Origin of the sequence: Corynebacterium belfantii (genome assembly GCF_041898185.1) — a bacterium.
Lineage (GTDB): Bacteria > Actinomycetota > Actinomycetes > Mycobacteriales > Mycobacteriaceae > Corynebacterium > Corynebacterium belfantii.
Genome location: NZ_CP157823.1, coordinates 477,568 through 500,785, shown reverse-complemented (window position 1 = coordinate 500,785; position 23,218 = coordinate 477,568). Strand labels below are relative to the sequence as shown.

Annotated in this window: 19 protein-coding genes and 4 pseudogenes; 9 read left to right on the top strand and 14 right to left on the bottom strand. The window is 55.0% G+C overall.

The annotated features are described in order from the left end of the window. The first annotated feature begins 34 nt into the window (after positions 1-34). From ABMV07_RS02675 to ABMV07_RS02665, 3 genes and pseudogenes are all read left to right on the top strand, one after another. A pseudogene (locus tag ABMV07_RS02675) lies at positions 35-1,816 on the top strand (alpha-amylase family glycosyl hydrolase). Between the two features lie 2 nt (positions 1,817-1,818). Continuing rightward, on the top strand, positions 1,819-3,528 hold the full coding sequence (locus ABMV07_RS02670) for a glycoside hydrolase family 13 protein (RefSeq protein ID WP_088267702.1): 1,710 nt from the start codon (positions 1,819-1,821) through the stop codon (positions 3,526-3,528). Then, positions 3,516-4,250: a formate dehydrogenase accessory sulfurtransferase FdhD gene (locus tag ABMV07_RS02665; protein WP_196977144.1), complete on the top strand. Its 735-nt coding sequence runs from the start codon at positions 3,516-3,518 to the stop codon at positions 4,248-4,250. Before ABMV07_RS02670 ends, ABMV07_RS02665 begins: the two co-directional genes overlap by 13 nt. Here ABMV07_RS02665 and ABMV07_RS02660 read toward each other — a convergent pair whose 3' ends face one another. The 12 genes from ABMV07_RS02660 to ABMV07_RS02605 all read right to left on the bottom strand — a co-directional run bounded on the left by ABMV07_RS02660 (position 4,251) and on the right by ABMV07_RS02605 (position 12,926). Beyond that, on the bottom strand, positions 4,251-5,051 hold the full coding sequence (locus ABMV07_RS02660; RefSeq protein ID WP_196977143.1) for a formate/nitrite transporter family protein: 801 nt from the start codon (positions 5,049-5,051) through the stop codon (positions 4,251-4,253). A gap of 177 nt (positions 5,052-5,228) precedes the next feature. Continuing rightward, complete coding sequence (gene rplO, locus ABMV07_RS02655) at positions 5,229-5,675, bottom strand: 50S ribosomal protein L15 (RefSeq protein ID WP_088267705.1); 447 nt, start codon at positions 5,673-5,675, stop codon at positions 5,229-5,231. Positions 5,676-5,677: 2 nt separating this feature from the next. After that, positions 5,678-5,863 (bottom strand): 50S ribosomal protein L30, encoded by a 186-nt coding sequence (gene rpmD / locus ABMV07_RS02650; protein ID WP_004566826.1) that lies wholly within the window; start codon positions 5,861-5,863, stop codon positions 5,678-5,680. Between the two features lie 3 nt (positions 5,864-5,866). Next, positions 5,867-6,493 (bottom strand): 30S ribosomal protein S5, encoded by a 627-nt coding sequence (rpsE, locus tag ABMV07_RS02645; protein ID WP_088267706.1) that lies wholly within the window; start codon positions 6,491-6,493, stop codon positions 5,867-5,869. A gap of 40 nt (positions 6,494-6,533) precedes the next feature. Then, positions 6,534-6,941 (bottom strand): 50S ribosomal protein L18, encoded by a 408-nt coding sequence (gene rplR / locus ABMV07_RS02640; protein ID WP_374064844.1) that lies wholly within the window; start codon positions 6,939-6,941, stop codon positions 6,534-6,536. Between the two features lie 2 nt (positions 6,942-6,943). Continuing rightward, complete coding sequence (gene rplF / locus ABMV07_RS02635) at positions 6,944-7,480, bottom strand: 50S ribosomal protein L6 (RefSeq protein WP_071569725.1); 537 nt, start codon at positions 7,478-7,480, stop codon at positions 6,944-6,946. 15 nt (positions 7,481-7,495) lie between these two features. Continuing rightward, positions 7,496-7,894: a 30S ribosomal protein S8 gene (gene rpsH, locus ABMV07_RS02630; RefSeq protein ID WP_196977142.1), complete on the bottom strand. Its 399-nt coding sequence runs from the start codon at positions 7,892-7,894 to the stop codon at positions 7,496-7,498. A gap of 680 nt (positions 7,895-8,574) precedes the next feature. Next, complete coding sequence (nagB, locus tag ABMV07_RS02625) at positions 8,575-9,354, bottom strand: glucosamine-6-phosphate deaminase (protein WP_371891131.1); 780 nt, start codon at positions 9,352-9,354, stop codon at positions 8,575-8,577. A 33-nt stretch (positions 9,355-9,387) separates the two neighbouring features. After that, on the bottom strand, positions 9,388-10,524 hold the full coding sequence (locus ABMV07_RS02620; RefSeq protein ID WP_196977140.1) for an N-acetylglucosamine-6-phosphate deacetylase: 1,137 nt from the start codon (positions 10,522-10,524) through the stop codon (positions 9,388-9,390). Positions 10,525-10,559: 35 nt separating this feature from the next. Beyond that, positions 10,560-11,255 carry an N-acetylmannosamine-6-phosphate 2-epimerase gene (locus tag ABMV07_RS02615; RefSeq protein ID WP_196977139.1) on the bottom strand — a complete coding sequence of 232 codons (696 nt, stop codon included), beginning with the start codon at positions 11,253-11,255 and terminating at the stop codon, positions 10,560-10,562. A gap of 28 nt (positions 11,256-11,283) precedes the next feature. Beyond that, on the bottom strand, positions 11,284-12,168 hold the full coding sequence (locus tag ABMV07_RS02610; RefSeq protein ID WP_196981563.1) for an ROK family protein: 885 nt from the start codon (positions 12,166-12,168) through the stop codon (positions 11,284-11,286). Next, a complete protein-coding gene (locus ABMV07_RS02605; RefSeq protein WP_088267711.1) occupies positions 12,165-12,926 on the bottom strand; it encodes a FadR/GntR family transcriptional regulator in 762 nt (253 codons plus the stop codon). Before ABMV07_RS02605 ends, ABMV07_RS02610 begins: the two co-directional genes overlap by 4 nt. 335 nt (positions 12,927-13,261) lie before the next feature. On the opposite strand from ABMV07_RS02605, the gene ABMV07_RS02600 reads away from it, so the two are divergent. From ABMV07_RS02600 to ABMV07_RS02575, 6 genes and pseudogenes are all read left to right on the top strand, one after another. Next, the gene (locus ABMV07_RS02600; RefSeq protein ID WP_088267712.1) at positions 13,262-14,884 is read left to right on the top strand and encodes an ABC transporter substrate-binding protein; all 1,623 of its coding nucleotides are present in this window, start codon (positions 13,262-13,264) and stop codon (positions 14,882-14,884) included. A 240-nt stretch (positions 14,885-15,124) separates the two neighbouring features. After that, the gene (locus ABMV07_RS02595; protein WP_088267713.1) at positions 15,125-16,090 is read left to right on the top strand and encodes an ABC transporter permease; all 966 of its coding nucleotides are present in this window, start codon (positions 15,125-15,127) and stop codon (positions 16,088-16,090) included. Continuing rightward, the gene (locus ABMV07_RS02590) at positions 16,090-18,078 is read left to right on the top strand and encodes a dipeptide/oligopeptide/nickel ABC transporter permease/ATP-binding protein (RefSeq protein WP_088267714.1); all 1,989 of its coding nucleotides are present in this window, start codon (positions 16,090-16,092) and stop codon (positions 18,076-18,078) included. The genes ABMV07_RS02595 and ABMV07_RS02590 overlap by 1 nt, the downstream gene beginning before the upstream one ends. 5 nt (positions 18,079-18,083) lie before the next feature. Beyond that, complete coding sequence (locus ABMV07_RS02585) at positions 18,084-18,917, top strand: ABC transporter ATP-binding protein (protein WP_196977137.1); 834 nt, start codon at positions 18,084-18,086, stop codon at positions 18,915-18,917. Between the two features lie 35 nt (positions 18,918-18,952). After that, on the top strand, positions 18,953-19,873 hold the full coding sequence (locus tag ABMV07_RS02580; protein WP_088267716.1) for a dihydrodipicolinate synthase family protein: 921 nt from the start codon (positions 18,953-18,955) through the stop codon (positions 19,871-19,873). A gap of 134 nt (positions 19,874-20,007) precedes the next feature. Continuing rightward, positions 20,008-20,974, top strand: a pseudogene (locus ABMV07_RS02575) (IS3 family transposase); the annotation flags it as partial. 54 nt (positions 20,975-21,028) lie between these two features. Here the strand turns inward: ABMV07_RS02575 and ABMV07_RS02570 are convergent. Together ABMV07_RS02570 and ABMV07_RS02565 are read right to left on the bottom strand one after the other, a co-directional pair. Beyond that, a pseudogene (locus ABMV07_RS02570) lies at positions 21,029-21,361 on the bottom strand (ATP-binding protein); the annotation flags it as partial. 42 nt (positions 21,362-21,403) lie between these two features. Further along, a pseudogene (locus ABMV07_RS02565) lies at positions 21,404-22,723 on the bottom strand (IS256 family transposase). Positions 22,724-23,218: the final 495 nt, after the last annotated feature.

The following is a 23,218-nucleotide window of genomic DNA, read 5'->3' as shown; positions in this document are numbered from 1 at the left end:
CAACGATATGATACAACCACATCCCCCACTTCCGATAGATGTTAACAGAGCCTTAGCTAGAAATGAGCCAATTCGCAGATATTTTTATCCCCACACCACTACCCCCCCACTACCCCACTGGTAATAACCTCACACCTCCCACCCCGCAGCACAGCGTTCCTCACCGACGCCTCACAACGAAAAAAACACCTCGCGTGAGCTCAGTACGATAGAGAGCATGACGTCGAAAAGCCTTCCAACTCGCACCACGCTAAGCTCGGGAACGTTCTATCAGATTTACCCTCCTAGCTTTGCCGATTCCAACAAAGACGGCATCGGAGATTTCCGTGGAATCATCTCGCGACTCGACTATCTCAGCGACCTTGGCATCACCGGAATCTGGCTCAACGCATGCTTTGATTCACCTTTTAAAGACGGCGGCTACGATGTGCGCGACTACACAAAGGTGGCTCCTCGGTACGGCACCCATGAGGATTTAGTGGAGCTTTTCCACCAAGCGCATGCCCGCGGAATTGCCATTATCTTGGATCTCGTTCCCGGCCACACCAGCGAACAACACCCCTGGTTTCAACAAAGTGCTGCTAGTGAATACACAGATTTTGATGACCGCTATATTTGGACTTCGCACGCATTTGAGGGCGGTGCGGGGCTAGCTTTTATTGGCGGCGAACACCCCCGCAACGGTGCGTACATTATTAATTTCTTCAAGTCTCAACCTGCACTCAATTATGGTTTCGCAGAAGTAACCCAGCCATGGCACCAGCCAGTAGATGCCGCTGGCCCGCAGGCAAACCAAGACGCGATGGTTGAGATTATGAAGTACTGGTTGTCGCAGGGTGCCGATGGTTTCCGCGTGGATATGGCGGATTCGCTTGTGAAAAACGACGGCACCACTAAGCGGGCCACGATTGGTATTTGGCAGTCTATGTTGAGCCGAGTTCGTGCCGAGTTTCCTAATGCCATCTTTGTCTCGGAGTGGGGTACGCCTTCTCAAGCGTTTGAGGCGGGCTTTGACGCTGACTTTTACCTCGATTGGCGCGGCAATGGTTACAACCTTTTGGCACGTAACACGGATACCCCATTGGAGCGGCGCGACGATGCAAGTTTCTTTAACTCTGATTCCGCTACGGGTGCCCAAGAGTTTCTCGACATGTATTTGCCGCAATGGGAGCACACCCATGAGACAGGTCTGTTTAGTTTTATCAGCGGTAACCATGACTGCCCGCGTCTTGCACCACGCCTGAATGAACAAGAACGCGCTTTGTTCTTCTTGTTCCAACTCACTATGCCTGGCCTTCCTTTCATTTATTACGGGGATGAAATTGGTCTTCCCTACGCGGAGATCCCTACGAAAGAGGGCGGCTATGTGCGCACGGGGTCGCGCACCCCCATGTGCTGGGATTCCCAGTTGCCTAACGGCGGTTTTTCGCTTGGCGACGCTCCCCTGTACCTCCCCATGACTGATACATCCCAGAATGTGGCGCAGCAGCGTGAGCGTGCGGATTCGTTGTTCCATCACGTACAAAAGCTCATTCAGTTGCGTTCTCAGCTGCCGGCTTTAGATGGCTTCGCTGATTTAGAGTTTGATCGTTCTCTCCTGAAGAAGCATCCCAAGGTTATGGTGTTTCGCCGTACTCATCATCATGGCGACAGCGTGTTTATTGCCCTCAATGCAGGTAATAAGCCGGTACGCGTTGAGCTTCAGCAGCCCCAGGCACATGAGCTTTTCCGTTGTGGTGATGTTGCATATCCCGATCTCTCAGATCACAGCGTGGTTGAGTTAGGTCCTACTTCTGGTGTCATCTTGTCCGTGTAACAATGTTGTCTATGGATGCTAGAGACCCCCATGCTTGGTGGCGTGACGCTGCCATTTACCAGATTTACCCTAAGTCCTTCGCTTCGTCGGGTGGACCTATGGGAACGCTTCGGGGAATTACCTCTCGGTTGGATTATGTTCGTGACCTTGGCGTAGATGCCATCTGGTTGTCACCTTTTTACACTTCTCCGCAGCGTGATGGCGGTTATGATGTTGCTGATTATTTCAGCGTTGATCCGCTGTTCGGCTCCAACGCCGATGCGGAGGAGCTTATCTCCGAGGCTCATTGCCGTGGCCTGCGGGTGATTTTCGATCTCGTTCCTAATCACACTTCCGATCAGCACGTGTGGTTTCGTGAGGCATTACAAGCGGGGTTTGGTTCTCCGGAGCGCAATCATTATTGGTTCCGCGAGGGCAAGGGGCCGCAAGGCTGCGAGCCTCCTAACGATTGGTTGTCTATTTTCGGCGGGAGCGCATGGACTCAGGTATGTGCGCGTGACGACGCCCCCGGTTCTCCGTGGGAGCACGATACCTCGTGGTACCTGCACTTATTTGACTCTTCGCAGCCGGATCTTAATTGGTCGAACAACGAAGTAGTCGAGTTTTTTGATAGCATTCTTCGTTTTTGGCTTGATCGTGGAGTCGATGGTTTCCGCGTTGACGTAGCCCATGGCCTTACCAAAGACCCAGAGCTGCCCGACTGGCAGTTCCACTGGACGATGGTTGATGGTGGGCACGACAGTCCCGAGGATGTTCCGCCGCCACCAATGTGGAACCGCGAAGAAGTCCATCAGATCTACCGCCATTGGCGCACGGTTCTGGATGAATACCCAGGTAATCGCGCCTTGGTTGCTGAGGCTTGGGTTGATGCGGCAACTGATATTGCTCATTATGTTCAGCCGGATGAGATGAACCAAGCGTTTAATTTTGATTTCCTCATCTGTCCGTGGCGTTCCGAGGATCTTGGGCGCATTATTCATACGTCCTTGGAGGCTCTTGCTCCTACGGGGTCGCCGGCGACGTGGGTGATGTCGAACCATGACGTTGTTCGCGCGTCGTCACGCTTGGGGCTTAGTACCCCAGGTGCGCGCCCTAACGGTATCCGCGCTACCGACGAGCAACCTGACGCTGACCTCGGTGCGCGTCGCGCCCGCGCTGCGCATATGCTGATGTATTCGTTGCCAGGTTCGGTGTACATCTATCAGGGCGAGGAACTTAATCTGCCAGAGCACACCACGCTTGACGACGCCCTGCGCCAAGATCCCACGTATTTCCGGACCGAGCACCGTGAAGCCGGCCGCGATGGCTGCCGCATCCCCCTGCCGTGGACGCTACAACGCCCAGGCCTTGGGTTTTCCCCCACCGGACAAACGTGGTTGCCGCAGCCAGAAGGCTGGGAGCACCGGGCAGTGTCGTCTCAAGAGTCGGATCCCCATTCCGATCTCATGCTTTTTAGGCGCATGCTGCAGGTCCGAAAGTCCTTGAACTTTGGACGAGGTCGGCTGTCTCCTGTGTGGTTGGAGCAGGATTGTTTGGCGTACATCAATTCTGATGATCAACGTTGTGACGTGATGCTGATCGTCGCTTTCGACCAGGCTGTCGCAGTCCCCAAAGGCTGGCACATCGCGTTGTCCACCGAGGAATGCCACGATGTCGTTGCAGCTAATAGTGCTGCGTGGCTGCTACGTGAAGAAGACTCATGGCACGTATAACTTCGCTAACTGTTGTTGATTCATTCTTTTGCGAAGACGATCAGTGGCAGCACGGCACGCGCCAGCGCACTGTGTTAAACGATGAGCAGCTGAGCGTGCTTATCGACGCCACCCCTTACACCACCGTTGATCGCGTCCGCGGGCACGATGTGGAGCTTATCCACGGCATGCTGCGGCAACAGGGGGTGATTGTTTCAGCACAGCAGGTTTCTCAAGCGTGTTATTGTGCGGGATCGGTAGCGGGGGTTAATCCCTATAACCGGATGGATATTGACATCATCCTTGCCGAGGATTCCCCAGAACCTGTACAAACATCAACGTGTCGGTGCACGCCGGAGCAGATCCAATCGGCATTTCGTAGGTTGCTTAAGCAGGCTGGCCTTAGGCGCAGAACAGCTGCAACGCATGCTGCTGGAATTTTCGGTTCTGATGGTGCCGAGGTTGTTGTTCGTGAGTGTCTCACGGCTCATCAGGCCGGCTGGAAAGTTCTGGGTTCGGCGATGATATCCGAAGATACTGGTAACGCCGTTATTTTTGCCACCACAGGGCTTATCGACGCCACCGTGGTTGAGATTGCTCGGCTGTGTGGTTGTAGCACTGTGGTTTCGTCGGCGCCTGCGGTTACTTCCGCTATTGCCAACGCCCACCGTGCAGGCATCACGCTCATTGGAGCACTGGGTGATGCTACGTTCAAGCTCTACGCAGGAGCTGTGGATCTGTAATTAATCGCGGTAGTTTTCGCTGCCGCGATTCAGCCATGCATATACGCCGCCGATGCATAGTCCGCCGCCAACGAGGTTGCCGAAGAAGTCGATGCCCCAGTTGTGCAGGATGTAGCCGGCGGTGAAGTATTCACTATGTACTTCTGAACCAAAGCCTACGAGGGTGACGAGGCCAAAGTTGGCTACTACGTGTTCGAGGCCAAGGCCTACGAACATGCCGATGACGAACATCAGCCAGATAAGTTTTCCGGCGATATCTTTGATCAGCGCGCAGCCCACGATTGCCATGTTCACCACGAAATTGGCCAGCATTGCTTCTATGAAAAGTCCCATGGAGTGCTTTTCTAATTTGTGGTCGAGCGTGACAGAAACGAATGATTCTGGGGTCAATCCGCTGTAGGCTGCCGATTGTCCGAGCAGGCAGCCAATGATTACGGCTCCGACTAAGTTGCCGATGACGCAGACGATGAGCACGAGGGCTGCTTTGTGCCATGGGATCTTTTTTCCGACTACGCCATAGGACATGTACATCATGTTGCTGGTCACGAGTTCTGCGTTGAGGATCACGATGGAGGCGAGTCCTACGAAGAAGAACATTGCGAAGGCGACCGAGCCGAGTCCTGGGGCTAAGTTTTCTACTTTTTGACCAACGTGTGCGGAGAATGCGGTTCCGAGGGTGAGATAAACACCGGCAAGGATGCAGCGGGTGAAGTATCGGAGGAAATTTGTTTTCAGCAGGGCTTCTTTTTTAGCCACGGACCCAAAGATTTTGTCGTTTAGGATCGGATTGTGCGTTGCCACCAGGGTGTTTACCTCTCATAGCGATAGCGGGGTTAAACCAACCCTTCGATAATAAAGGTCGCAGGTTACATTTCTTTAATTCTGTTACCCCGAACACATTTTGGCATTGTGGTTTGTATACAAGAAAAGCTGGTAGCTACTCATTATGAGTAGCTACCAGCTCGGTGAAGCTTAAAATTAAGCCTCGGTCACGGAGCCGCCAGCGGCTTCGATCTTCTCAACTGCAGACTTGGAGAACTTGGTTGCAGTGACGTTCAGCTTGACGCTGATCTCGCCGTTACCAAGAACCTTGACAGGCTGCTTAGGGCGAACGAGGCCCTTTGCAACGATATCAGCTACAGCAACGTCGCCACCCTGTGGGAAAGCCTTCTCGAGGTCGGAAACGTTGACGACCTGGTAGTAGACCTTTGCAGGGTTCTTGAAGCCCTTGAGCTTTGGCAGACGCATGTGCAGCGGCATTTGGCCACCCTCGAAAGCAGCGGAAACCTGCTTGCGAGCCTTGGTGCCCTTAGTACCGCGACCTGCAGTCTTACCTTTGGAGGCCTCACCGCGGCCAACGCGGGTCTTTGGCTTGTTTGCACCCTTTGCTGGGCGCAGGTCGTGGAGCTTAATTGGTTCGCTCATTATTACTCCCCTGCCACTTCTTCAACAGACACCATGTGGCGAACCACATTGACCATGCCGCGAACGACTGGAGTGTCCTGGTGTACTACGGAGTGGTTGATGTGCTTCAGACCAAGAGCAGCCATGTTCTTACGCTGCTTTGGGTTAGCGCCAACCAAACCCTTGTGCTGGGTAATCTTCAGGGCCATGGTTTAAGCCTCCTGTCCTGCGCGAGCGCGCAGCATACGAGCTGGAGCAACTTCCTCCAAGGTCTTGCCACGACGTGCGGCGACCTCTTCTGGACGGTTGAGCTGCTTCAGGCCGGCAACGGTGGCGTGAACCACGTTGATGGCGTTGTCGGAGCCAAGAGACTTGCACAGAATGTCCTGAACGCCTGCACATTCGAGGACTGGACGTGCAGCACCACCAGCAATAACACCGGTACCAGGAGCAGCTGGGCGCATCATAACGATGCCGGCTGCAGCCTCGCCCTGAACTGGGTGAGTAATGGTGCCAGCGACCATTGGAACACGGAAGAAGTTCTTACGAGCTTCTTCTGCACCCTTTTGGATTGCAGCTGGAACTTCCTTGGCTTTGCCGTAACCAACACCGACCATGCCCTTGCCGTCGCCAACGATCACGAGAGCGGTGAAGCTAAAGCGACGACCACCCTTCACGACCTTGGACACACGGTTGATGGTCACGACGCGCTCAATGTACTGAGAGCGCTCGTCCTGCTGCTGGTTACGACGATCATCGCGGCGACCGCCTCGGCGGTCGTTCTTCTTCTGGTTTTCGTCGGCGGAGCGTCCGCCGTCACGCCGTTCACGTCCCGGCATTACGCAATCCTTCCGTTGAGGTTCATGGAGATAGCAGTCATTAGAACTTCAGACCGCCTTCGCGAGCTGCATCAGCCAAAGCTGCAATACGGCCGTGGTACTTGTAGCCACCGCGGTCGAAGACGATAGCGGTGATGCCAGCAGCCTGTGCGCGCTCGGCGATCAGCTGACCGACCTTTGCGCCCTTAGCCTTCTTGTCACCCTCAAGTGCGCGTACTGCTGCTTCCAAGGTGGAAGCAGCAGCCAGGGTACGACCAGCGATGTCGTCGATAACCTGAACGTGCATGTGGCGAGAAGAGCGGTGCACGACGAGACGTGGGGTCTCGGCGGTGCCACGCAGGTTCTTGCGGATACGGTCGTGACGGCGTGCGCGAGCGATACGACGGCGGGTGGAGATATCCTTGCCCACTGGAAGACGCTTTGCGTTGTTGTTTTCGGTGTTGCTCATGCTTACTTACCCGTCTTTCCGACCTTGCGACGGATCTGCTCGCCTTCGTAGCGAATACCCTTGCCCTTGTAAGGATCATCCTTACGCAGACGACGGATAATGGCGGCGATCTGTCCGACCTTCTGCTTGTCGATACCGGAGACAGACAACTTGGTGTTGCCGTCAACGGCGAACGTGATGCCTTCCGGTGCCTCGATCAGCACTGGGTGGGAGTAACCGAGAGAGAACTCAAGGTTCTTGCCCTTCAGAGCAACACGGTAACCAACGCCGAAGATCTCCATCTTGATGGTGTAACCCTCGGTAACGCCAACAACCATGTTGTTAACGAGCGAGCGGGAAAGACCATGCAAAGAACGGTTCTTGCGGTGATCGTCCGGACGAACGACGCTGATCTGGCCGTCTTCAACAGAAGCGACGATTGGCTCTGGGATGGTGAGATCCAAGGTGCCCTTAGGACCCTTGACCTCAACATGCTGGCCGTCGATCTTTACGTCAACGCCGGATGGGATTGCGATAGGTGCCTTACCTACACGTGACATGTTTCGTCTCCTCCCTTACCAGACGTAGGCGAGAACTTCTCCGCCTACACCCTTCTCGGTAGCCTGACGATCGGTCAGCAGACCTTGGGACGTGGAGATGATGGCCACGCCCAAGCCGCCGAGGACCTGTGGCAGGTTGGTGGACTTTGCATACACACGCAGACCTGGCTTAGAAACGCGACGAACGCCCTCGATGGAACGCTGACGGTTTGGGCCGTACTTCAGGTCGAGAGTCAAGGTCTTGCCGACCTTTGCGTCCTCAACCTTGTAGTCAGCAATGTAGCCTTCAGACTTCAGGATCTCGGCAATGTTTGCCTTGAGCTTAGAAGAAGGCATCGACACTACATCGTGGTGCGCATTATTTGCATTGCGCACGCGCGACAGCATGTCGGCGATTGGATCAGTCATGGTCATAGAAGTGACCTGGCGCCTTTCTCGTTGCGGTTCCTACCCACCTTTAACGGCGTTAACCGCGCTCTTGAGGGCCACTAGCGCTCCCCTAGCTCAGTAGCTGAGGTGCTCGCTGCCTGTTATTCACGCGGTCGCATAAGGCGGGGGGCCTACAACAAAGTAGGTTTGAAAATTTACATTGTGGCCTGTATGTAGTTACCCACAAGACCAAAGAAAGAGGTTACACATCAAAAAAGCAAATCACAAGAAATTAGTCAAAATTATTTTTACACGTCAAAGCGGTCCACCTCAGAACTAACCCCACCCCCATGGCACCATCATTGTGCCGAACTACAACAAGAGCGATGACGCGAGTGAGGTCTACTCCCTGGTCAAACTTGTCGATTCCAGCAAGCCACCAGCGGTGAAGGAGTCCAGCGATGGGTCTGCTTTGGAAAAACTAAAAAAGAACATGAAGGTCCTGAAGATTCAAACACTTCCGAATCAGAATCATCCGCAGGTGGCTTCTCGTGGTCAAACGTTTTGGGCAAGCTGTCCACAGTCTTGTCGATCATGATCGCAGCATTCGGCATTGGCAGCATGCTAGCTAAGATCTTCAACATTCGAATCCCAGGTATTCGTTAATCAATAACGTAAAAAGGAGCGCTCCCCTCACCCAAGAGGAGCGCTCCTTTTCTATGCGATTAGAAGCGTTGCCAGTCTGGCTTATTCTCTAGCGCATAGCGGTAATACTGAGTGTGCTCAAGTTTTGCTGCCGCTGCCTCATCAACAATCACAGTGGCATGCTCATGCAGCTGCAAAACAGATGCTGGGCACACGGCGGCGACTGGTCCTTCCACCATTGCTTTGACTGCATCTGCTTTATTCTCACCAAAGCAGAGCATCAGCAGGTGTCGGGCCTCGCGGATGGTACCGATTCCTTGGGTCATCACGTGGTGTGGAACTTGTGATTCGTCGCCATCAAAGAATCGAGAATTATCGCGTACCGTGTCTGGGTGCAGCGTCTTGATACGCGTACGGCTTGCCATAGACGAGGTTGGCTCGTTAAAAGCAATGTGACCATCGGTTCCGATACCAAGAATCTGAATGTCAACACCGCCTTTTTCTACGATCAGGCGATCGTATTCCTGTGCTGCTTGTCCTGGGTGTCCTGCGGTGCCGTCAGGGTTGAACACCTTCTCATCTGGGATATCGATGTGCGAAGTAAATTCCCGTCGAATGGTGCTGTAGTAGCTTTGCTCGTGTTCGCGAGGCAATCCGACGTACTCATCGAGAGTAAATGCTTGGCATTCGGCAAACGACAAGCCTTCCTCATTGTGACGACGAATGAGCTCTTGGTAGGTGCCTAGCGGAGTAGATCCGGTAGCAAGACCCAGGGTCTTTCCTTCACGTGCGTATTCTTCGAGGATGTCGGCGGCGATACGAGCGGCGTCGTCCTTGGTGGGGGTGATTACGATCTCCATGTTTTTCTCTTTCTTTTGAGGGGGCTTATGGCCTTAGATGTCCTCGCCTTTGATGAGCACGTGGTCGACATGAAAGTCGCCGCTGCATAGGACAAGGTCTGCGCGTTTTCCTACTTCGATGGCCCCGCGGTCGTGTAATCCGAGGATTCGGGTTCCTTCGGTTGCGGCTTTGACTACGTCTTCTATGGGGAATCCTGCGGCGACGTGTCGGCGTACTTGGTCGATCACACGTGAGGTGCCGCCTGCGATAGCGCCTTCACTGCCGTCGGTGGTGGTCAGTCGTGCGACGGAGTCTTTCACAGTGACGGCGAGGGCTCCGAGAACGTAGTCTCCGTCTTCTTTTCCTGCTGCGCCCATCGCGTCGGAGACAAAGCTCACTCGATCCGCACCTACAGAGTCGATGACCATGCGCACTGTGTGGTCATCGAGGTGGATGCCATCGGCGACGAGTTCTACGTGGGCGTTGCCGCGGGCTGCAGCGTCGATAAGCGCTGCGGCTGCACCTGGGTCACGGTGGTGTATTGCGGGCATCGCATTAAATAGGTGCGTTGCGGTCACAGTTGCACCGGCTGCTACTGCGTAGGACAGGGCTTGTTCGGTGACTAAGAAGTCTGCGTCGGTGTGTCCGAGGGAGACGATGATGTTGTTTTCGGCGCAGAGGTCGATGATTTCCGTGGCGTGTGCGGTTTCGGGGGCGAAGGTCATGGATTTGAGCCAGCCGCGTGCCGCTCTGATCATTTTCTTGAACAGTTCTGGGTCGCCGGGGATGATCGCTTCTGGGTCTTGTGCGCCGCAGCGGCACGGGTTAACAAAGGGGCCTTCGGCGTGGATTCCGTCGATTTCACCGGCGTCGGCAAGATCTGCGAGGAGGGATAGTTGCGGCAGTAGGGTGTGCTCGGGCATGGATACTGTCGACGCCAGCAGCGTGGTCGAACCATGTGCGCGGTGGTGGCGTGCGGCGATCACACATCCGTCGTAGTCAGAGTTGGGAAAGGATTCCCCTGCTCCACCGTGATTGTGGATGTCGGCAAGACCTGGCAGCACGAGGGGTGGGTTATCTACTTCTGCTGCTGGTGTGATCGCTGCGATCATTCCGTTAGAGTCGATGTCTATCCGATGGTGCGGTAGAACACCGGCTGGAGTGACCAGATCACCGATGATCTGTTTCATTCCTTGGTACTCCTCGGTTGTAATGTGTGGGGGTATTAGTTTCCGCGGGCTGCGTTGGCAAACTGGGTGGTAACCCACGCGGTGTCAGTGATCGCGGTGCCGACGATAACGGCGTCGATACCTGCAGCGAATCCCTGCTTGACGTGCTCTGGGCTGTGGAAGCGGCCTTCGCCGATCAGGAAGATCTCATCGCCTAGGAGCTCGCGGATTTCCTTGATGAGCTCGATGTCGGGGCCGTGAGTCTTTTCGCGGTGCTCGGTGTATCCGGCCAATGTGGTGGAAATGATGTCGGCACCGTCGCGGTGTGCTTGGACGGCTTCTTCGGCGGTAGCGATGTCAGCCATGGCGAGTTTTCCTTCGGCATGAACGGCATCTACTTGTTCTTTGAAGGTGGATCCGTCTTGGCGGGGGCGCAGGGTGGCGTCGATAGCAACTACGTCTGCACCTGCTTGTGCTGCTGCTACCGCGGAGGCAACGGTGGGGGTGATGTACACGCCGGTGTCGCCTTCTTTGGTGAGGCCAATGACAGGCAGGGATACGGCTTCGCGTACTGCGGCGATGTCGTCGAGTCCGCCGTAGCCGCCGCAGCGAATGGCGGTGGATCCACCGTATTCTGCAGCTTTTGCAAGGAAGGCGATGGTGCGGGTGTCGCGCAGTGGGTGGCCTGTTGGGGCTTGTGCTGAGACGATCAGGCTGCCACGTACTTGGTCAATAAATTCGTTACGGTCCATGGTTTTCTCCTTCAATAGTTATTGCGTGTTATACGATGGCGCTGTGGCCAAGGTGTGCTGCGCCGACGATCGGTGCGTCGGTGCCAAGTTGTGCTTGCCGGATGGGGATCGTGCCCAGCGGTGGAATGGCGTGGGCTGCGAATCCGTGGGCAAATGGTTTGATGATGGCGTCGCCGATGTTGCCTACTCCGCCGCCGATGATGATGGCGTCTACGTCGATGGCGCTGGCGAATCCTGCGATGGTTTCGCCCGCTGCTGTAAGCGTCGCGGTGATGTAGTCGCGGGCGTGGGTGTCTCCTGCATGGTAGAGCTCCATGATGAATCGCAGGTCACGACCTGCGTGTTCGGGGTAGAGTTCACCGAATCTTTGTGCCAAGCCGGGTCCTGCGGCGAAGTTTTCTAGGAGGTCTGCGCGGCCGTCGGGAAGCCTGCCGATGAGTGCCCGAAGTTCGCCTGCAGTGTGGTGCGGGGATGCTACGAGGCGTCCGTCACGAACAATGGCGCCGCCGACACCTGTCCCAAGGCTGACAAAGAGCACATTGGTGTAGTCGCGTCCGGCGCCGTAGATGGATTCGCCGAGCCCCATGACGCGGACGTCGTTATGCACGGCGACGGGTAGCGAAAATTCCACGGCAATAGTATCCGCGATGCGTGTGCCAGCCCAGCCTTGCATGGTGGGACCGGAGGAGACGACTACGCCTGTGGTTTCGTCGATCACGCCCGGCGCGCCGATGCCAATGCTAGTTACTTCTGGGGTGATGATGTGGGCGATCGCGTCGCGTACGTGGTCAATCACGTCGTGGTCGGGCGTGGGGACGATGTGTCGGCTGATTACGGTGGTGGGGTCGGTGGTGTCTACGATTCCGACTGCGATTTTGGTGCCGCCGATGTCGACACCGAGTGCGTGTGTCATAGGTGAAGGGTGCCTTTCTGGGATTCAGCTGCGTGCTCTGTTTGTTCGACGTATTGACGGTTCTTTTCCAGGATGCTGAGCAGTGGCTGATAGTGCTCGTCGATGGTTTCTAGCAGCTTGTCGACGTCTCCTGCACGCAGCGCTTCTACCATGTGTGCGTGTGCTTGGACGGTGTTGGAGATGTCTTCGGGATCGCGTAACCCCAACTGTGGCACGACGCGGGTGTGGATTTCCCACAGTGCCATGGAAAATTCCTGCATGAGTGGGTTGGAGAGGTGGTCGTTGAGCAGTTGATGGAAGAGGAAATCTTGGTGTTCGAAGGATTCTCCGCGCTCAAACTGGATTTTCATTTCTTCCACGATTTGGTCGAGCTTAGGGGTTTCGCGCCCTTTGTAATAGGCGGCGAGTTCTTGGGCGTTGCTGCGGTCGAGGGCGATGCGCATACCTACTACATGTTGGAGGTTTTCGATCGCGGATTTTTCGTTGAGTGTCAGCCTGAGAACCATGCCGTTGACGAGTGGGGCCATAGACATTTTTCCGACGTAGGTGCCGTGTCCGTGGCGGATTTCTACCATGTCAAGGGAGGCGAGTGTCCTCATTGCTTCTCGTACTGAGGAACGGGATACGCTCAGGTGCTCGCAGATTGCGGCCTCTGAGGGGAGTACGTCTCCTGGTGTGAGTCCGTTTTCGCGTATGTAGTTTTCGATAGCTAAGACGGTGGGGTTTTTGCCGAAGCTGATCCCAGAATGATCCTTCACGGTGACTCCTTGGTTCCGTACAGGGGTACTTTGTTACTAATTTTGAGGAGAGATAAATCACTGGTTTGTGGGGGCTTTTGCGATGTTTACCCCTAGTAATCGGTGAGAATCACTTTCAAAAGTACTGTGTCGCAGACCGTTGGCCTCCCATTTCTCCATGTCACCGCTGTGCTTGAACATGCCGAACCACAATGGAATGGGGGTTGAGAAAGCGCGATCCGTGGCTTTCAGGTGTGATGTTAACACATTTCTACCCCTGACATCAGACGTCTGATGTAGGATGCTTTGTAGATCGACCGTCGATGCTAATTCCTCACTTGGGAAAGGAAACTCCTATGAGCATGGATTCACAGCGCCGCTACTCTCGCCGCGATTTCTTTAAGATCTCCGGCGCAGTCGGACTTGCAGCAGGCTTCGCCGCCACCCTCTCGGCGTGTGCCCCCGATAACAGCGGTTCTTCCACATCCGGCAGCCAAGCAGCAGCCGGATCTGCCAATAACGATGGCACCATTAACGCAGCAATCTCTTACGAGTTGGGCACCAATGGTTACGACCCAATGTCCACCACCGCAGCCCTGACAATTGCTGCTAACTGGCACACCCTCGAGGGTCTGACCGAAATCGACCCAGCCACGGGCGAAACCTACGCAGCTTTGGCTAAGGAAATGCCAAAGGCTTCCGGCACCGAGGTAGAGGTCACGCTTCGCGACGGCGCCAAGTTCCACGATGGCAGCGCAGTCACCGCCGATGACGTTGTCTTCTCCTTCGAGCGCGTACTAGATAAAGCCAACAAGAGCCTGTACGCCTCCTTCATTCCATTCATTACCAGCGTTGAGAAGAAGGACGACAAGACTGTCGTCTTCAAGCTTTCCACCGAGACTGGCGTTTTTGCTAGCCGCCTTGCTGTGGTCAAGATCGTTCCTAAGGCAGCTGTTGAGAAGGACGCTGACGCATTCTCCGCTAACCCAATCGGTTCCGGCCCTTACAAGATGACCGACAACGGTGGTACCTCTAAGACCGTGAAGTTCGAGCGCTTCGAGGACTACAACGGCCCTAAGCCAGCTCGCGCAAAAAACATGGTCTGGCAGATCATCCCAGATGCTTCGACTCGGACCAATGCTTTGCAGTCCAAGTCCGTTCAGGCTATCGACTCGGTTCCTTACCTCTCCATCGACCAGCTTAAGGGTACCCACACTGTGGAATCCGTCCAGGGCTTCGGCTTGCTGTTCGCAATGTTTAACAACGACAAGTCCAACCCATTCAGCGACTTGAAGAACCGCCAAGCATTCCTCTACGGCATCGACATGGAGAAGGTCATCAAGACCGCTCTGCTCGGCCAGGCAACCGCGCCTACCTCCTTCCTACACAAGGAGCACCCTCAGTACCACGAGGCCAAGGTTGTTTACTCGCACGATGCAGAAAAGGCAAAGGCTTTGTTCAAAGAGACTGGCCTTACCAAGCTGCGCATGCTGTGCACCGACCACGACTGGGTTAAGAAGTGCACCCCATTGATCCAGGAGTCCCTGACTGCTTTGGGCATTCAGGTCGACTTCACCGAGAAGAAGTCTTCGGATGTGTACAACACCATCGACGGCAAGCCAGAGGCTTACGACGTTGTGATCGCACCTGGCGACCCATCTGTATTCGGCACCGACCCTGACCTGCTCATACGCTGGTGGTACTCCGGAGACACCTGGACCGACACCCGTATGCACTGGAAGGGCACCGAGGCTTACACCAAGCTTCAGAAGGTTCTCGACGCAGGCCTTGCAGCTACCAGCGAGTCCGAGCAGAAGAACAAGTGGCACGAGGCGCTCGACATCATCTCCGAGAACGTTCCTCTCTACCCACTGTTCCACCGCAAGGCTCCAACCGCGTGGGATGCAAGCACGCTGGTTGACTTCAAGCCGATCTCCCTGACCGGCCTGAGCTTCTCGGGTGTTGGCACCACTCAGTAGCACTCAATCTTCCCCCTAGCTCCCGATCTTTTCCACACATCGCCTAGAGCGGGTCCTAGGGGGAACCCCGCCACCTTTTATCTCTTTGCCGGTGGCATAAATACCACGGCCACCGGCAAACATTTTTCGTCCAGCAAGCGCTGAATAAGATATTCCAACCCCCTCAATTGGTTGCACGCAATGTACATGGTTCAGCGATCTTAGCTGCAGATAACAGTTCCGATAGTCAGGATTACGCACATGTCTAACCTCCTCCGTCTGATTGGTAGGCGCCTCGTCGCGTTGCCGATCATGATTCTCGGTGTGACGTTCCTCGTATTCTTCATCATGTCCTTCAGCCCAGCCGACCCAGCGCGTTTAGCGCTCGGCGAGACGGCATCGCTTGAAGCTCTCGAAGAGTACCGGGAATCCCACGGCCTCAACGATCCTCTCCTTGTCCGTTATTTCCACTTCCTCGGCGACATGTTGCACGGTGACTTGGGCACCACCACTGGTAACACCCCCGTCACCGACGTTGTAGCCCGCGCATTCCCTATCACCTTGCAGCTGACTATGTGGGGCCTACTCATCGCAGTTGTCTTCGCCCTCGTCTTCGGCGTTATCGCTGCACTGTACCGCGATCGCTGGCCTGACCAGATCATCCGTATCGTCTCCATCGCAGCGCTTGCTACTCCTTCCTTCTGGTTGGCTATCTTGCTCATCCAGTGGCTGGGTACGATCCCCGGCGCGTGGGGCCTATTCCCTGCCCTTGTCACCGGCTGGACCAAGATGACGGAAAACCCTCAGATCTACTTCAACAACATCTTCCTTCCAGCATTCGCGCTCGGCGTTCCTGTTGCCGGTTCGTTGACTCGTGTTGTGCGTACCGCCATGGTGGAAGAACTCGACAAGGACTATGTTCGTACCGCTATCGGTTCGGGCATTCCAAAGTCAGAAGTTATTTCTCGAAATGTTTTGCGCAATGCTTTGATTACCCCCATTACGGTTCTCGGCCTTCGCGTCGGTTACCTCATGGGTGGTGCCGTGATCATCGAGATCATCTTCAACATCCAGGCTATGGGTCAGCTGATCCTTGACGGTGTGACGCGTAACGACGTCTTCCTCGTCCAGGGCGTCACACTTACCGTGGCCGTGGCCTTCATCATCATTAACATCATCGTTGACATGCTGTACGTACTCGTCAACCCACGCATCAGGAGCATCTAATGCGACGCAACCTGACAGAAAACCTCGAAACCAAAGCAGGCCACCGCTTTATCGGTCTAAAGTCCCTGCCTGTAGCCTCTAAGATCGCTTTGATCTTCCTCGCTCTCATCGCTGCAATGGCAATCTTTGCGCCATTGATCTCCAGCTACGATCCTCTCGCCTCTTCTACCCCAGTTCAGCCACCAAGTGGTGAGCACTGGTTCGGTACCGACGCCATCGGTCGTGACATTTTCGCTCGTGTCGCCTTCGGCGCCCGTTCCTCCCTCGTCATCGGCTTGTGTGCTACCGCAGCAGCTCTCGCAGCTGCCGCTGTTCTCGGCTCCGTTGCTGCTACTGGCGGCAAGGTTGTCTCCGAAGTTTTGATGCGCATTTTGGACATCATTATGTCCTTCCCAGGCATCGCTTTGGCAGCCGTGTTCGTCGCAGTGTTTGGCACCTCGCTTCCTGTGCTGGTGTTTGCCATCGGCTTCCTGTACGTCCCACAGCTGTCTCGTGTGGTTCGCGCTAATATCTTGAGCGAGTTTGGTGAAGACTACGTTGCTGCCGCCAAGGTGATGGGTGCGCGTATCCCTCACATCCTCCTCAAGCACGTTGCACGCAATACAATTGCTCCTATCGCCGTGTTCGCTACCGTGCTGGTTGCAGACGCCATCGTCTTCGAAGCTTCCTTGTCCTTCATTAACGCTGGTGTGAAGCCGCCAGAGCCTTCATGGGGCAACATCTTGGCCGACGGCAAGCAGCTTCTGCTCTCCGGTGCATGGTGGCCTACGTTCTTCCCAGGTTTGATGATTCTGCTGACGGTGCTCGCTTTGAACATCCTGTCTGAGGGACTCACCGATGCCATGGCTTCACCTCGTATCAAGCGCACCGCAGCTGTTTCTGACAACGATCCTACGATCGACAAGCGCAACACCTTGGGCCACACCACTGAGGAAGAAGCCGCCAAGGCTTTGAACACCTCGCTGGCTAAACTGCGTGATGCGGAAATGTCGGAAGATCGCCGACTCAACTACACCCGCGGCGAAGAACCGCTGATCGTAGTCAAGGACCTCAGCATCGCGTTCCCGAACGCTCACGGCGATGTCAAGATCGTGGACAAGGTCAACTTCACCGTCGCACCAGGCGAAACCATGGGCCTGGTTGGCGAATCCGGTTGTGGTAAGTCCCTGATCGCTATGACCATCATGGGTCTGTTGCCTCCAACCGCTGTTATCACCGGCGAGATCCTCTACGGTGGCAAGAACCTGCTGGAAATGTCCGCTGATGAGCGCAATGCACTGCGCGGTCACGACATGGCCATGATCTACCAAGACGCACTCAGCTCTTTGAACCCCTCGATGCTGATTAGCACTCAGCTTAACCAGCTGATCCGTCGTGGCGGTAAGCGCACCGCGGAAGAACTCATGGAGCTGGTGGGCTTGGATCCAGTTCGTACCCTGAAATCCTACCCTCACGAGCTTTCCGGTGGTCAGCGCCAGCGTGTGCTCATCGCCATGGCATTAACCCGCAATCCTCGCCTGCTTATTGCCGACGAGCCCACCACGGCTCTCGACGTCACCGTGCAGCACCAAGTGGTGGACTTGCTCAACGAGCTGCGCGAAAAGCTCGGCTTCTCCATGATCTTCGTCAGCCACGACCTTGCGCTGGTGGCTAAGCTCGCGCACAAGATCACCGTCATGTACGCAGGTCAGGTTGTTGAACAGGGTCACACCCGCGAACTTCTTGCCGATCCACACCACGAATACACCCGCGGCCTCCTCGGCGCTGTGTTGTCCATCGAATCCGGTGCATCTCGCCTCTACCAGGTGCCTGGTACGGTTCCAAGCCCTCGCGAGTTTGTTGCTGGCGACCGCTTCGCACCACGTTCTAGCCACCCACAGCTTGGCCTCAACCAGAAGCCAGTCATGCGTGCCATCGACGGAACGTCCACCCACCGCTGGGCTGCTACCGATGAGCTCCTAGCAGCGATGCAGAGCAAAGGAGAATAGTCATCATGTCGAACCATGTGAAACAGTCTCGAGAACGTCTCACCGGACGCAGCTCCGATGTTCCACTGATTGAACTCAAAGACGTCAATGTTATTCACAAGACTCGTACCGGAAAGCTCTTTCGCCCTGATACGGTTCACGCCAATAAGAATGTGAACTTCCACGTCGATCGTGGCGAGGTCGTCGGCATTGTGGGGGAATCCGGCTGCGGTAAGTCCACATTGGCCCGCGTGATGGTTGGTCTGCAAAAGCCCACCAGCGGCGAAGTATTCTTCAACGGAACCAAGATGACCGGCAGCGGCCATCAGCGCAAGGAGCTCGGCCGTGCGATCTCCGTGGTGTTCCAAGACCCAGCTACTGCTTTGAACCCTCGTATGACGGTGAAGGAACAGCTCCTTGATCCGCTGCGCGTGCACAAGATCGGCACCGAGGCAGATCGACTTACCCGCGTGCAGGTATTGTTAAGCCTCGTTGGTTTGCCACAATCGGCACTCGACGTTTTGCCTCGTCAGATTTCTGGTGGTCAGCGCCAGCGTGTTGCTATCGCTCGTGCGTTAGCGCTCGAACCTGATCTCATCATCGCCGACGAGCCCACCTCCGCTTTGGACGTCTCCGTCCGTGCCCAAGTGCTCAACCTGCTCTCTGACCTACGCACCGAGCTTGGCCTCGGCTTGGTCTTCATCTCCCACGACATCAACACCGTCCGCTACATTTCAGACCGCATGTGCGTTATGTATAAAGGTGAGATCTTAGAAGAGCAACCTACTGAGCAGCTCTTTGCCGCCCCTAAGACGGATTACACTCGCACGTTGCTCGCCGCAACCCCGTCATTCCTCTAAAATTTACGCTTTTTGTTGAAAGGATTTTTCCTATCATGTCTTCCATCGTCAAGGGCATCATCCCACCAGTACTAACTCCAATGAAGTCCGATCGCAGCATTGACTTCGAAGCTCTCGAGCGCCTGGTTGAGCACCTCATCGCTGGTGGCGTTGACGGCTTGTTCGCTTTGGGTTCCTCAGGTGAGGTCGCATTTCTATCCGACGAAGACCGCGCAACCGTTATTCGCGAAATCGTCCGCATCGCAGCTGGCCGCGTTCCTGTGTATGCTGGCGTGATCGATATGCAAGTCAACCGAATGCTCGGCCACATCAAGGCTGCCGAAGAGGCAGGCGTCGACGCTATCGTAGTCACCGCCCCCTTCTACGCTATCTGTGGACCTGCAGAGGTAGAGGCTCACTTCCGTGCGGTAGCTGCAGCAACGTCGCTTCCTGTTATCGCTTACGACATCCCCGTGTGCGTACACACTAAGCTCTCCCCTGAGCTGCTGGTCAAATTGGGCTCTGAGGGTGTTCTGGTAGGCGTTAAGGATTCCTCTGGCGACGACGTCTCCTTCCGCCGCCTTGTCATGCTGAACAAGAAGGCAGGCTCCCCACTAACCCTGCTCACCGGCCACGAGGCAGTAGTCGACGGCGCATTCATCGCAGGTGCCGACGGCTGCGTCCCAGGTCTTGGCAACGTCGATCCCGCCGGCTACGTCCGCATGTGGAAGGCTGCAGAGGCCGGCGACTGGGCTACCGTTCAGAAGGAACAAGATCGCCTCGCTGCCCTGTTCGAGATCGTCTTCCAGCCTATCGGCAAGGTTGGCCCAGCAGCAGGTGTCGGTTCTTTCAAGACCGCCCTCGAGCTCATGGGTATTTTCTCCTCCAACCTGATGTCCATGCCATTGGCACCTATCGACGACGCCCCATCCCGCGATGCAATCGCTGAAATCCTGAAGGCCACCGAGATCCTCTAAACCCATAAAGAAATGCTCCTCCTGATTTTGAACTGCTCCCCATTAGTTGGACTGAGAAATCAGACTCCTACTAGTGGGGAGTATTTCTTTGAGAGCACGAAGTTCCTTGACCGAGCATCAGCGTCTGCAACTTGTTGAATTGTTTGAGGAAGGTATGGGATACAGGGCAGCGGCTAATCGGCTTGGTGTCGTTCGTGATCCGGTGCGAACGCTTCAACGGCGCTTCAAACTGCATGGCAGGCAGTGTTGTGGAGAAACCAATCAATCAGCAGTATTCCTTCGAGATTAAGAAGGAAGTCGTTGATCGCTTCATTGCTGACGAGTCGAAGATGGATCTTGCCCGTGAATTCGCCCTGTCGTCCGACCAGCTTGTCGCGAGTTGGGGTACGTGCCTGGCGTGCAGGCGGAGACGAGGCACTTCGACCAAAACCAAAAGGGCGTCCGAGGGGTTCCACTAAACCGAAGCCTGTCACGAAGGAGGACAAACTTCGCCGTCGTGTGGAGCAACTGGAAGCTGAAAATGCGTACCTAAAAAAAATTGCGGGACTTGAGGAACCAGCGACGAGGTTAAAAGTCAAGGCTATCGTCACCCTCAAGTCAACCCACCACTTGGAGGATCTGCTCGCTGCAGCCGGTCTTGCCCGGTCGACGTTTTTCTATCACCAACAACGCCTCACCGCAGCTGACAAACATGCCCAGCTTAAGCAGGCTATCCGAGACATCTTCGAGCGGATGAACCGTCATTATGGTTACCGGCGAGTTCATGCTCACCTTCGATGCCAAGGATGGGCTGTTAACCACAAGCTGGTCTACAAGCTCATGGACGAGTTAGGGCTGAAATCCAAGGTCAGGGTGAAAAAGAAGTACAACTCATACAAAGGTACTGTCAGCCACATTGCAAAGAACGTGCTGGATCGCGAGTTCACACCCGATAAACCACACAAGGTGTGGGTCAGTGATATCACGGAATTTCGGGTTGTCGGCACCAAGGTCTATCTGTCACCGATCATGTACTTATACGATCACTCGATCGTGTCGTATAGCGTGTCGACCTCACCGAATACAGCGTTTACGTCGCAGTCTTTGCGTGATGCCATGAGCCTGTCAATTTGTTTGTCAGCGACGGTCGAAAAGTAGCCCAATTTTGTTTGTTACTTACTTTAGTACTTTGCCACGTTCTGCGGTGATGGAAGGCAGGATATCTTCGTGCCCGTTGATGCGGTGGCTGGTGCCTTTGTGCGTGAGGATCTCTTCGTGGTGGACCACGCGATCGATCATGGCTGCTGCGATGGTTTGGTCACCGAAACACTCGCCCCATCGTGAGAACGCCAGATTAGAGGTCATGATCAACGAAGCCTTTTCATACCTAGTTGATACCAGCTGGAAGAAGAGATTGGCTGCTTCAGCTTCGATGGGAATGTATCCCACCTAATCGACGATGAGAAGATCATAGCGCCCAACCTTGGCAAGTAGCTTGGCTAATTCTCCCCGATCAGAGGGTGTCCGTTTGTTTGTGTGCGGGGGCTTGGTTTACAAGTAGCCCGCGAATCGATCCGGGTAAGCCACAGCTAGTTGGTTGATGACTTGTTTCCACCCGGTGGCTTTCGCTCCTTCAATATACCCGTTGCACTCAACGGCGCGCTTCGCTTTCTTCGCTCGCTGGGCAGCACACTTGTCCTCGATATTGCAGATCATCAACCACAGCGTCTTTAACGCGGCAGTATCGTTCGGGAATTGCCCCCAGTTACGAGTAGCTTTACGCAGTTGAGCATTGAGCGATTCGATCGAATTCGTGGTGTAAAGCACCCGCCGTGCCGCCGGTGGGAACTACAAAAACAGCCGCGAACCGCTCCCATGCATCACACCAGACTTTGACCGACTGCGGATATTTCTGACCTAGTTCACTGGCCTTAAAAGCATCCAAGCAGGCACGTGCGGTGTCCTCGTTGGCGACCGTGTAGACCTCACGTAGCGCACGGGAGACGCCTGTGCGGTCCTGATACGACACCCACCGGTTCGCAGCCCGAATCAGGTGCACGATACAGGTCTGCACCATGGAATTCGGCCAGGTTGCCTCTACTGCTTCCGGTAGACCTTTCAGCCCATCGCAGCACACGATGAACACGTCGTTAACGCCACGGTTGGCTAAATCTGCGCAGACTGATGCCCAGAATGCAGCTCCTTCATTGTCAGCAATCCATAATCCCAGGATGTGCTTGATGCCGTCTATATCGATGCCAACTGCCATATAACAGGCCTTGTTGACCACGCGGTGGCCATCGCGGATTTTCACGCGTAGCGCATCAAGGAAGATGACGGGGTAAAACTCGTCGAGTTGACGATTTTGCCACACCATGACCTCATCTAAGACCGCGTCGGTAATGGTGCTGATCGTATCCGGGCTCATACCCACCCCCCCCCAGGGTGGTTGCGAGGTGGTGGCAAATATCGCGAACGGTCATCCCACCGGCGTACAAAGAGATGATCATGTCGTCGAGCTCTGTGATCCGACGTGTCCCCTTAGTCACCATCTGGGGTGCAAACGTGCCATACCCAGAATTAACGGTCTTGGCATACGACCCGTTGCGGTGATTGCTGCTCTGTGCGTTTTCCACCCGGGCCTTCGCCTTGCGGCCGGAATGGCCATAGCCCAAATGTGCATCCATCTCTGCCTTAAGACCAGCGTTGATCGATGCCTGCCGCAAGCCTTTGACCAGCTCGCTTGCATCATCAGCAGTGGTCGATAACTCGCTGATCAAGCTGGCGAGCTTAAGGGTTTTCCATCAGCTTCTCGCTGATCTCGTTGACCCTTGCCGGGTCATGGTTTTTCTTTGGTGACACCGTAGTCATTATCTGTGAAACTCCTTCTAGATCAGAGCCTCACACACAAACTTCCTGACACTCTCATTTCGTAAGACCGAGGTATCGAAGAATATGGGTACGCCTGACTGAAACGCATTCGATATCTCTTCGTTGGTGTAAACGCGAAGATGCGGAGAAATATTTGGAAAATCCATGTGCTCACCTGGGATAGAAAACTGAGTACCAAAAATTGATCTGACACCAATGCCTAAAATGATTCATTCACCAGTGAACTCTCCAACGAGAAGGTCCTGATGTACAGAAGACAACTCCAGCCATTTTATGCAAAGACGAGTAGTCCTTTTGGACTATTTCCCGCAATATTCGGAGATGTGTTTGACCTAATAAGTGTGATGTATGTAAGAAACAACGAGTTTTAGAGACGGTTAAGGAATTAGCGGAACGCTGTGCGCGTCCTAAACTATCTGAAGCTCAGGTTCGAGACACTCAGCACCCGTGGCTAGGCATGCAAGCGCGGGGGTG

Bases quoted from the DNA above. Each gene is read 5' to 3' on its own strand.
- ABMV07_RS02670 (WP_088267702.1), top strand. From the start codon at position 1,819: ATGTTGTCTATGGATGCTAGAGACCCCCATGCTTGGTGGCGTGACGCT.
- rpsE (WP_088267706.1), bottom strand. From the start codon at position 6,493: ATGCCGGGACGTGAACGGCGTGACGGCGGACGCTCCGCCGACGAAAAC.
- ABMV07_RS02610 (WP_196981563.1), bottom strand. From the start codon at position 12,168: ATGACACACGCACTCGGTGTCGACATCGGCGGCACCAAAATCGCAGTC.
- ABMV07_RS02620 (WP_196977140.1), bottom strand. From the start codon at position 10,524: ATGAAACAGATCATCGGTGATCTGGTCACTCCAGCCGGTGTTCTACCG.
- ABMV07_RS02665 (WP_196977144.1), top strand. From the start codon at position 3,516: ATGGCACGTATAACTTCGCTAACTGTTGTTGATTCATTCTTTTGCGAA.
- ABMV07_RS02600 (WP_088267712.1), top strand. From the start codon at position 13,262: ATGAGCATGGATTCACAGCGCCGCTACTCTCGCCGCGATTTCTTTAAG.
- rpmD (WP_004566826.1), bottom strand. From the start codon at position 5,863: ATGGCCCTGAAGATTACCCAGCACAAGGGTTTGGTTGGCGCTAACCCA.
- ABMV07_RS02615 (WP_196977139.1), bottom strand. From the start codon at position 11,255: ATGGACCGTAACGAATTTATTGACCAAGTACGTGGCAGCCTGATCGTC.
- rplF (WP_071569725.1), bottom strand. From the start codon at position 7,480: ATGTCACGTGTAGGTAAGGCACCTATCGCAATCCCATCCGGCGTTGAC.
- ABMV07_RS02580 (WP_088267716.1), top strand. From the start codon at position 18,953: ATGTCTTCCATCGTCAAGGGCATCATCCCACCAGTACTAACTCCAATG.
- rplO (WP_088267705.1), bottom strand. From the start codon at position 5,675: ATGAGCGAACCAATTAAGCTCCACGACCTGCGCCCAGCAAAGGGTGCA.
- ABMV07_RS02585 (WP_196977137.1), top strand. From the start codon at position 18,084: ATGTCGAACCATGTGAAACAGTCTCGAGAACGTCTCACCGGACGCAGC.
- nagB (WP_371891131.1), bottom strand. From the start codon at position 9,354: ATGGAGATCGTAATCACCCCCACCAAGGACGACGCCGCTCGTATCGCC.
- rpsH (WP_196977142.1), bottom strand. From the start codon at position 7,894: ATGACCATGACTGATCCAATCGCCGACATGCTGTCGCGCGTGCGCAAT.
- rplR (WP_374064844.1), bottom strand. From the start codon at position 6,941: ATGAGCAACACCGAAAACAACAACGCAAAGCGTCTTCCAGTGGGCAAG.
- ABMV07_RS02590 (WP_088267714.1), top strand. From the start codon at position 16,090: ATGCGACGCAACCTGACAGAAAACCTCGAAACCAAAGCAGGCCACCGC.
- ABMV07_RS02595 (WP_088267713.1), top strand. From the start codon at position 15,125: ATGTCTAACCTCCTCCGTCTGATTGGTAGGCGCCTCGTCGCGTTGCCG.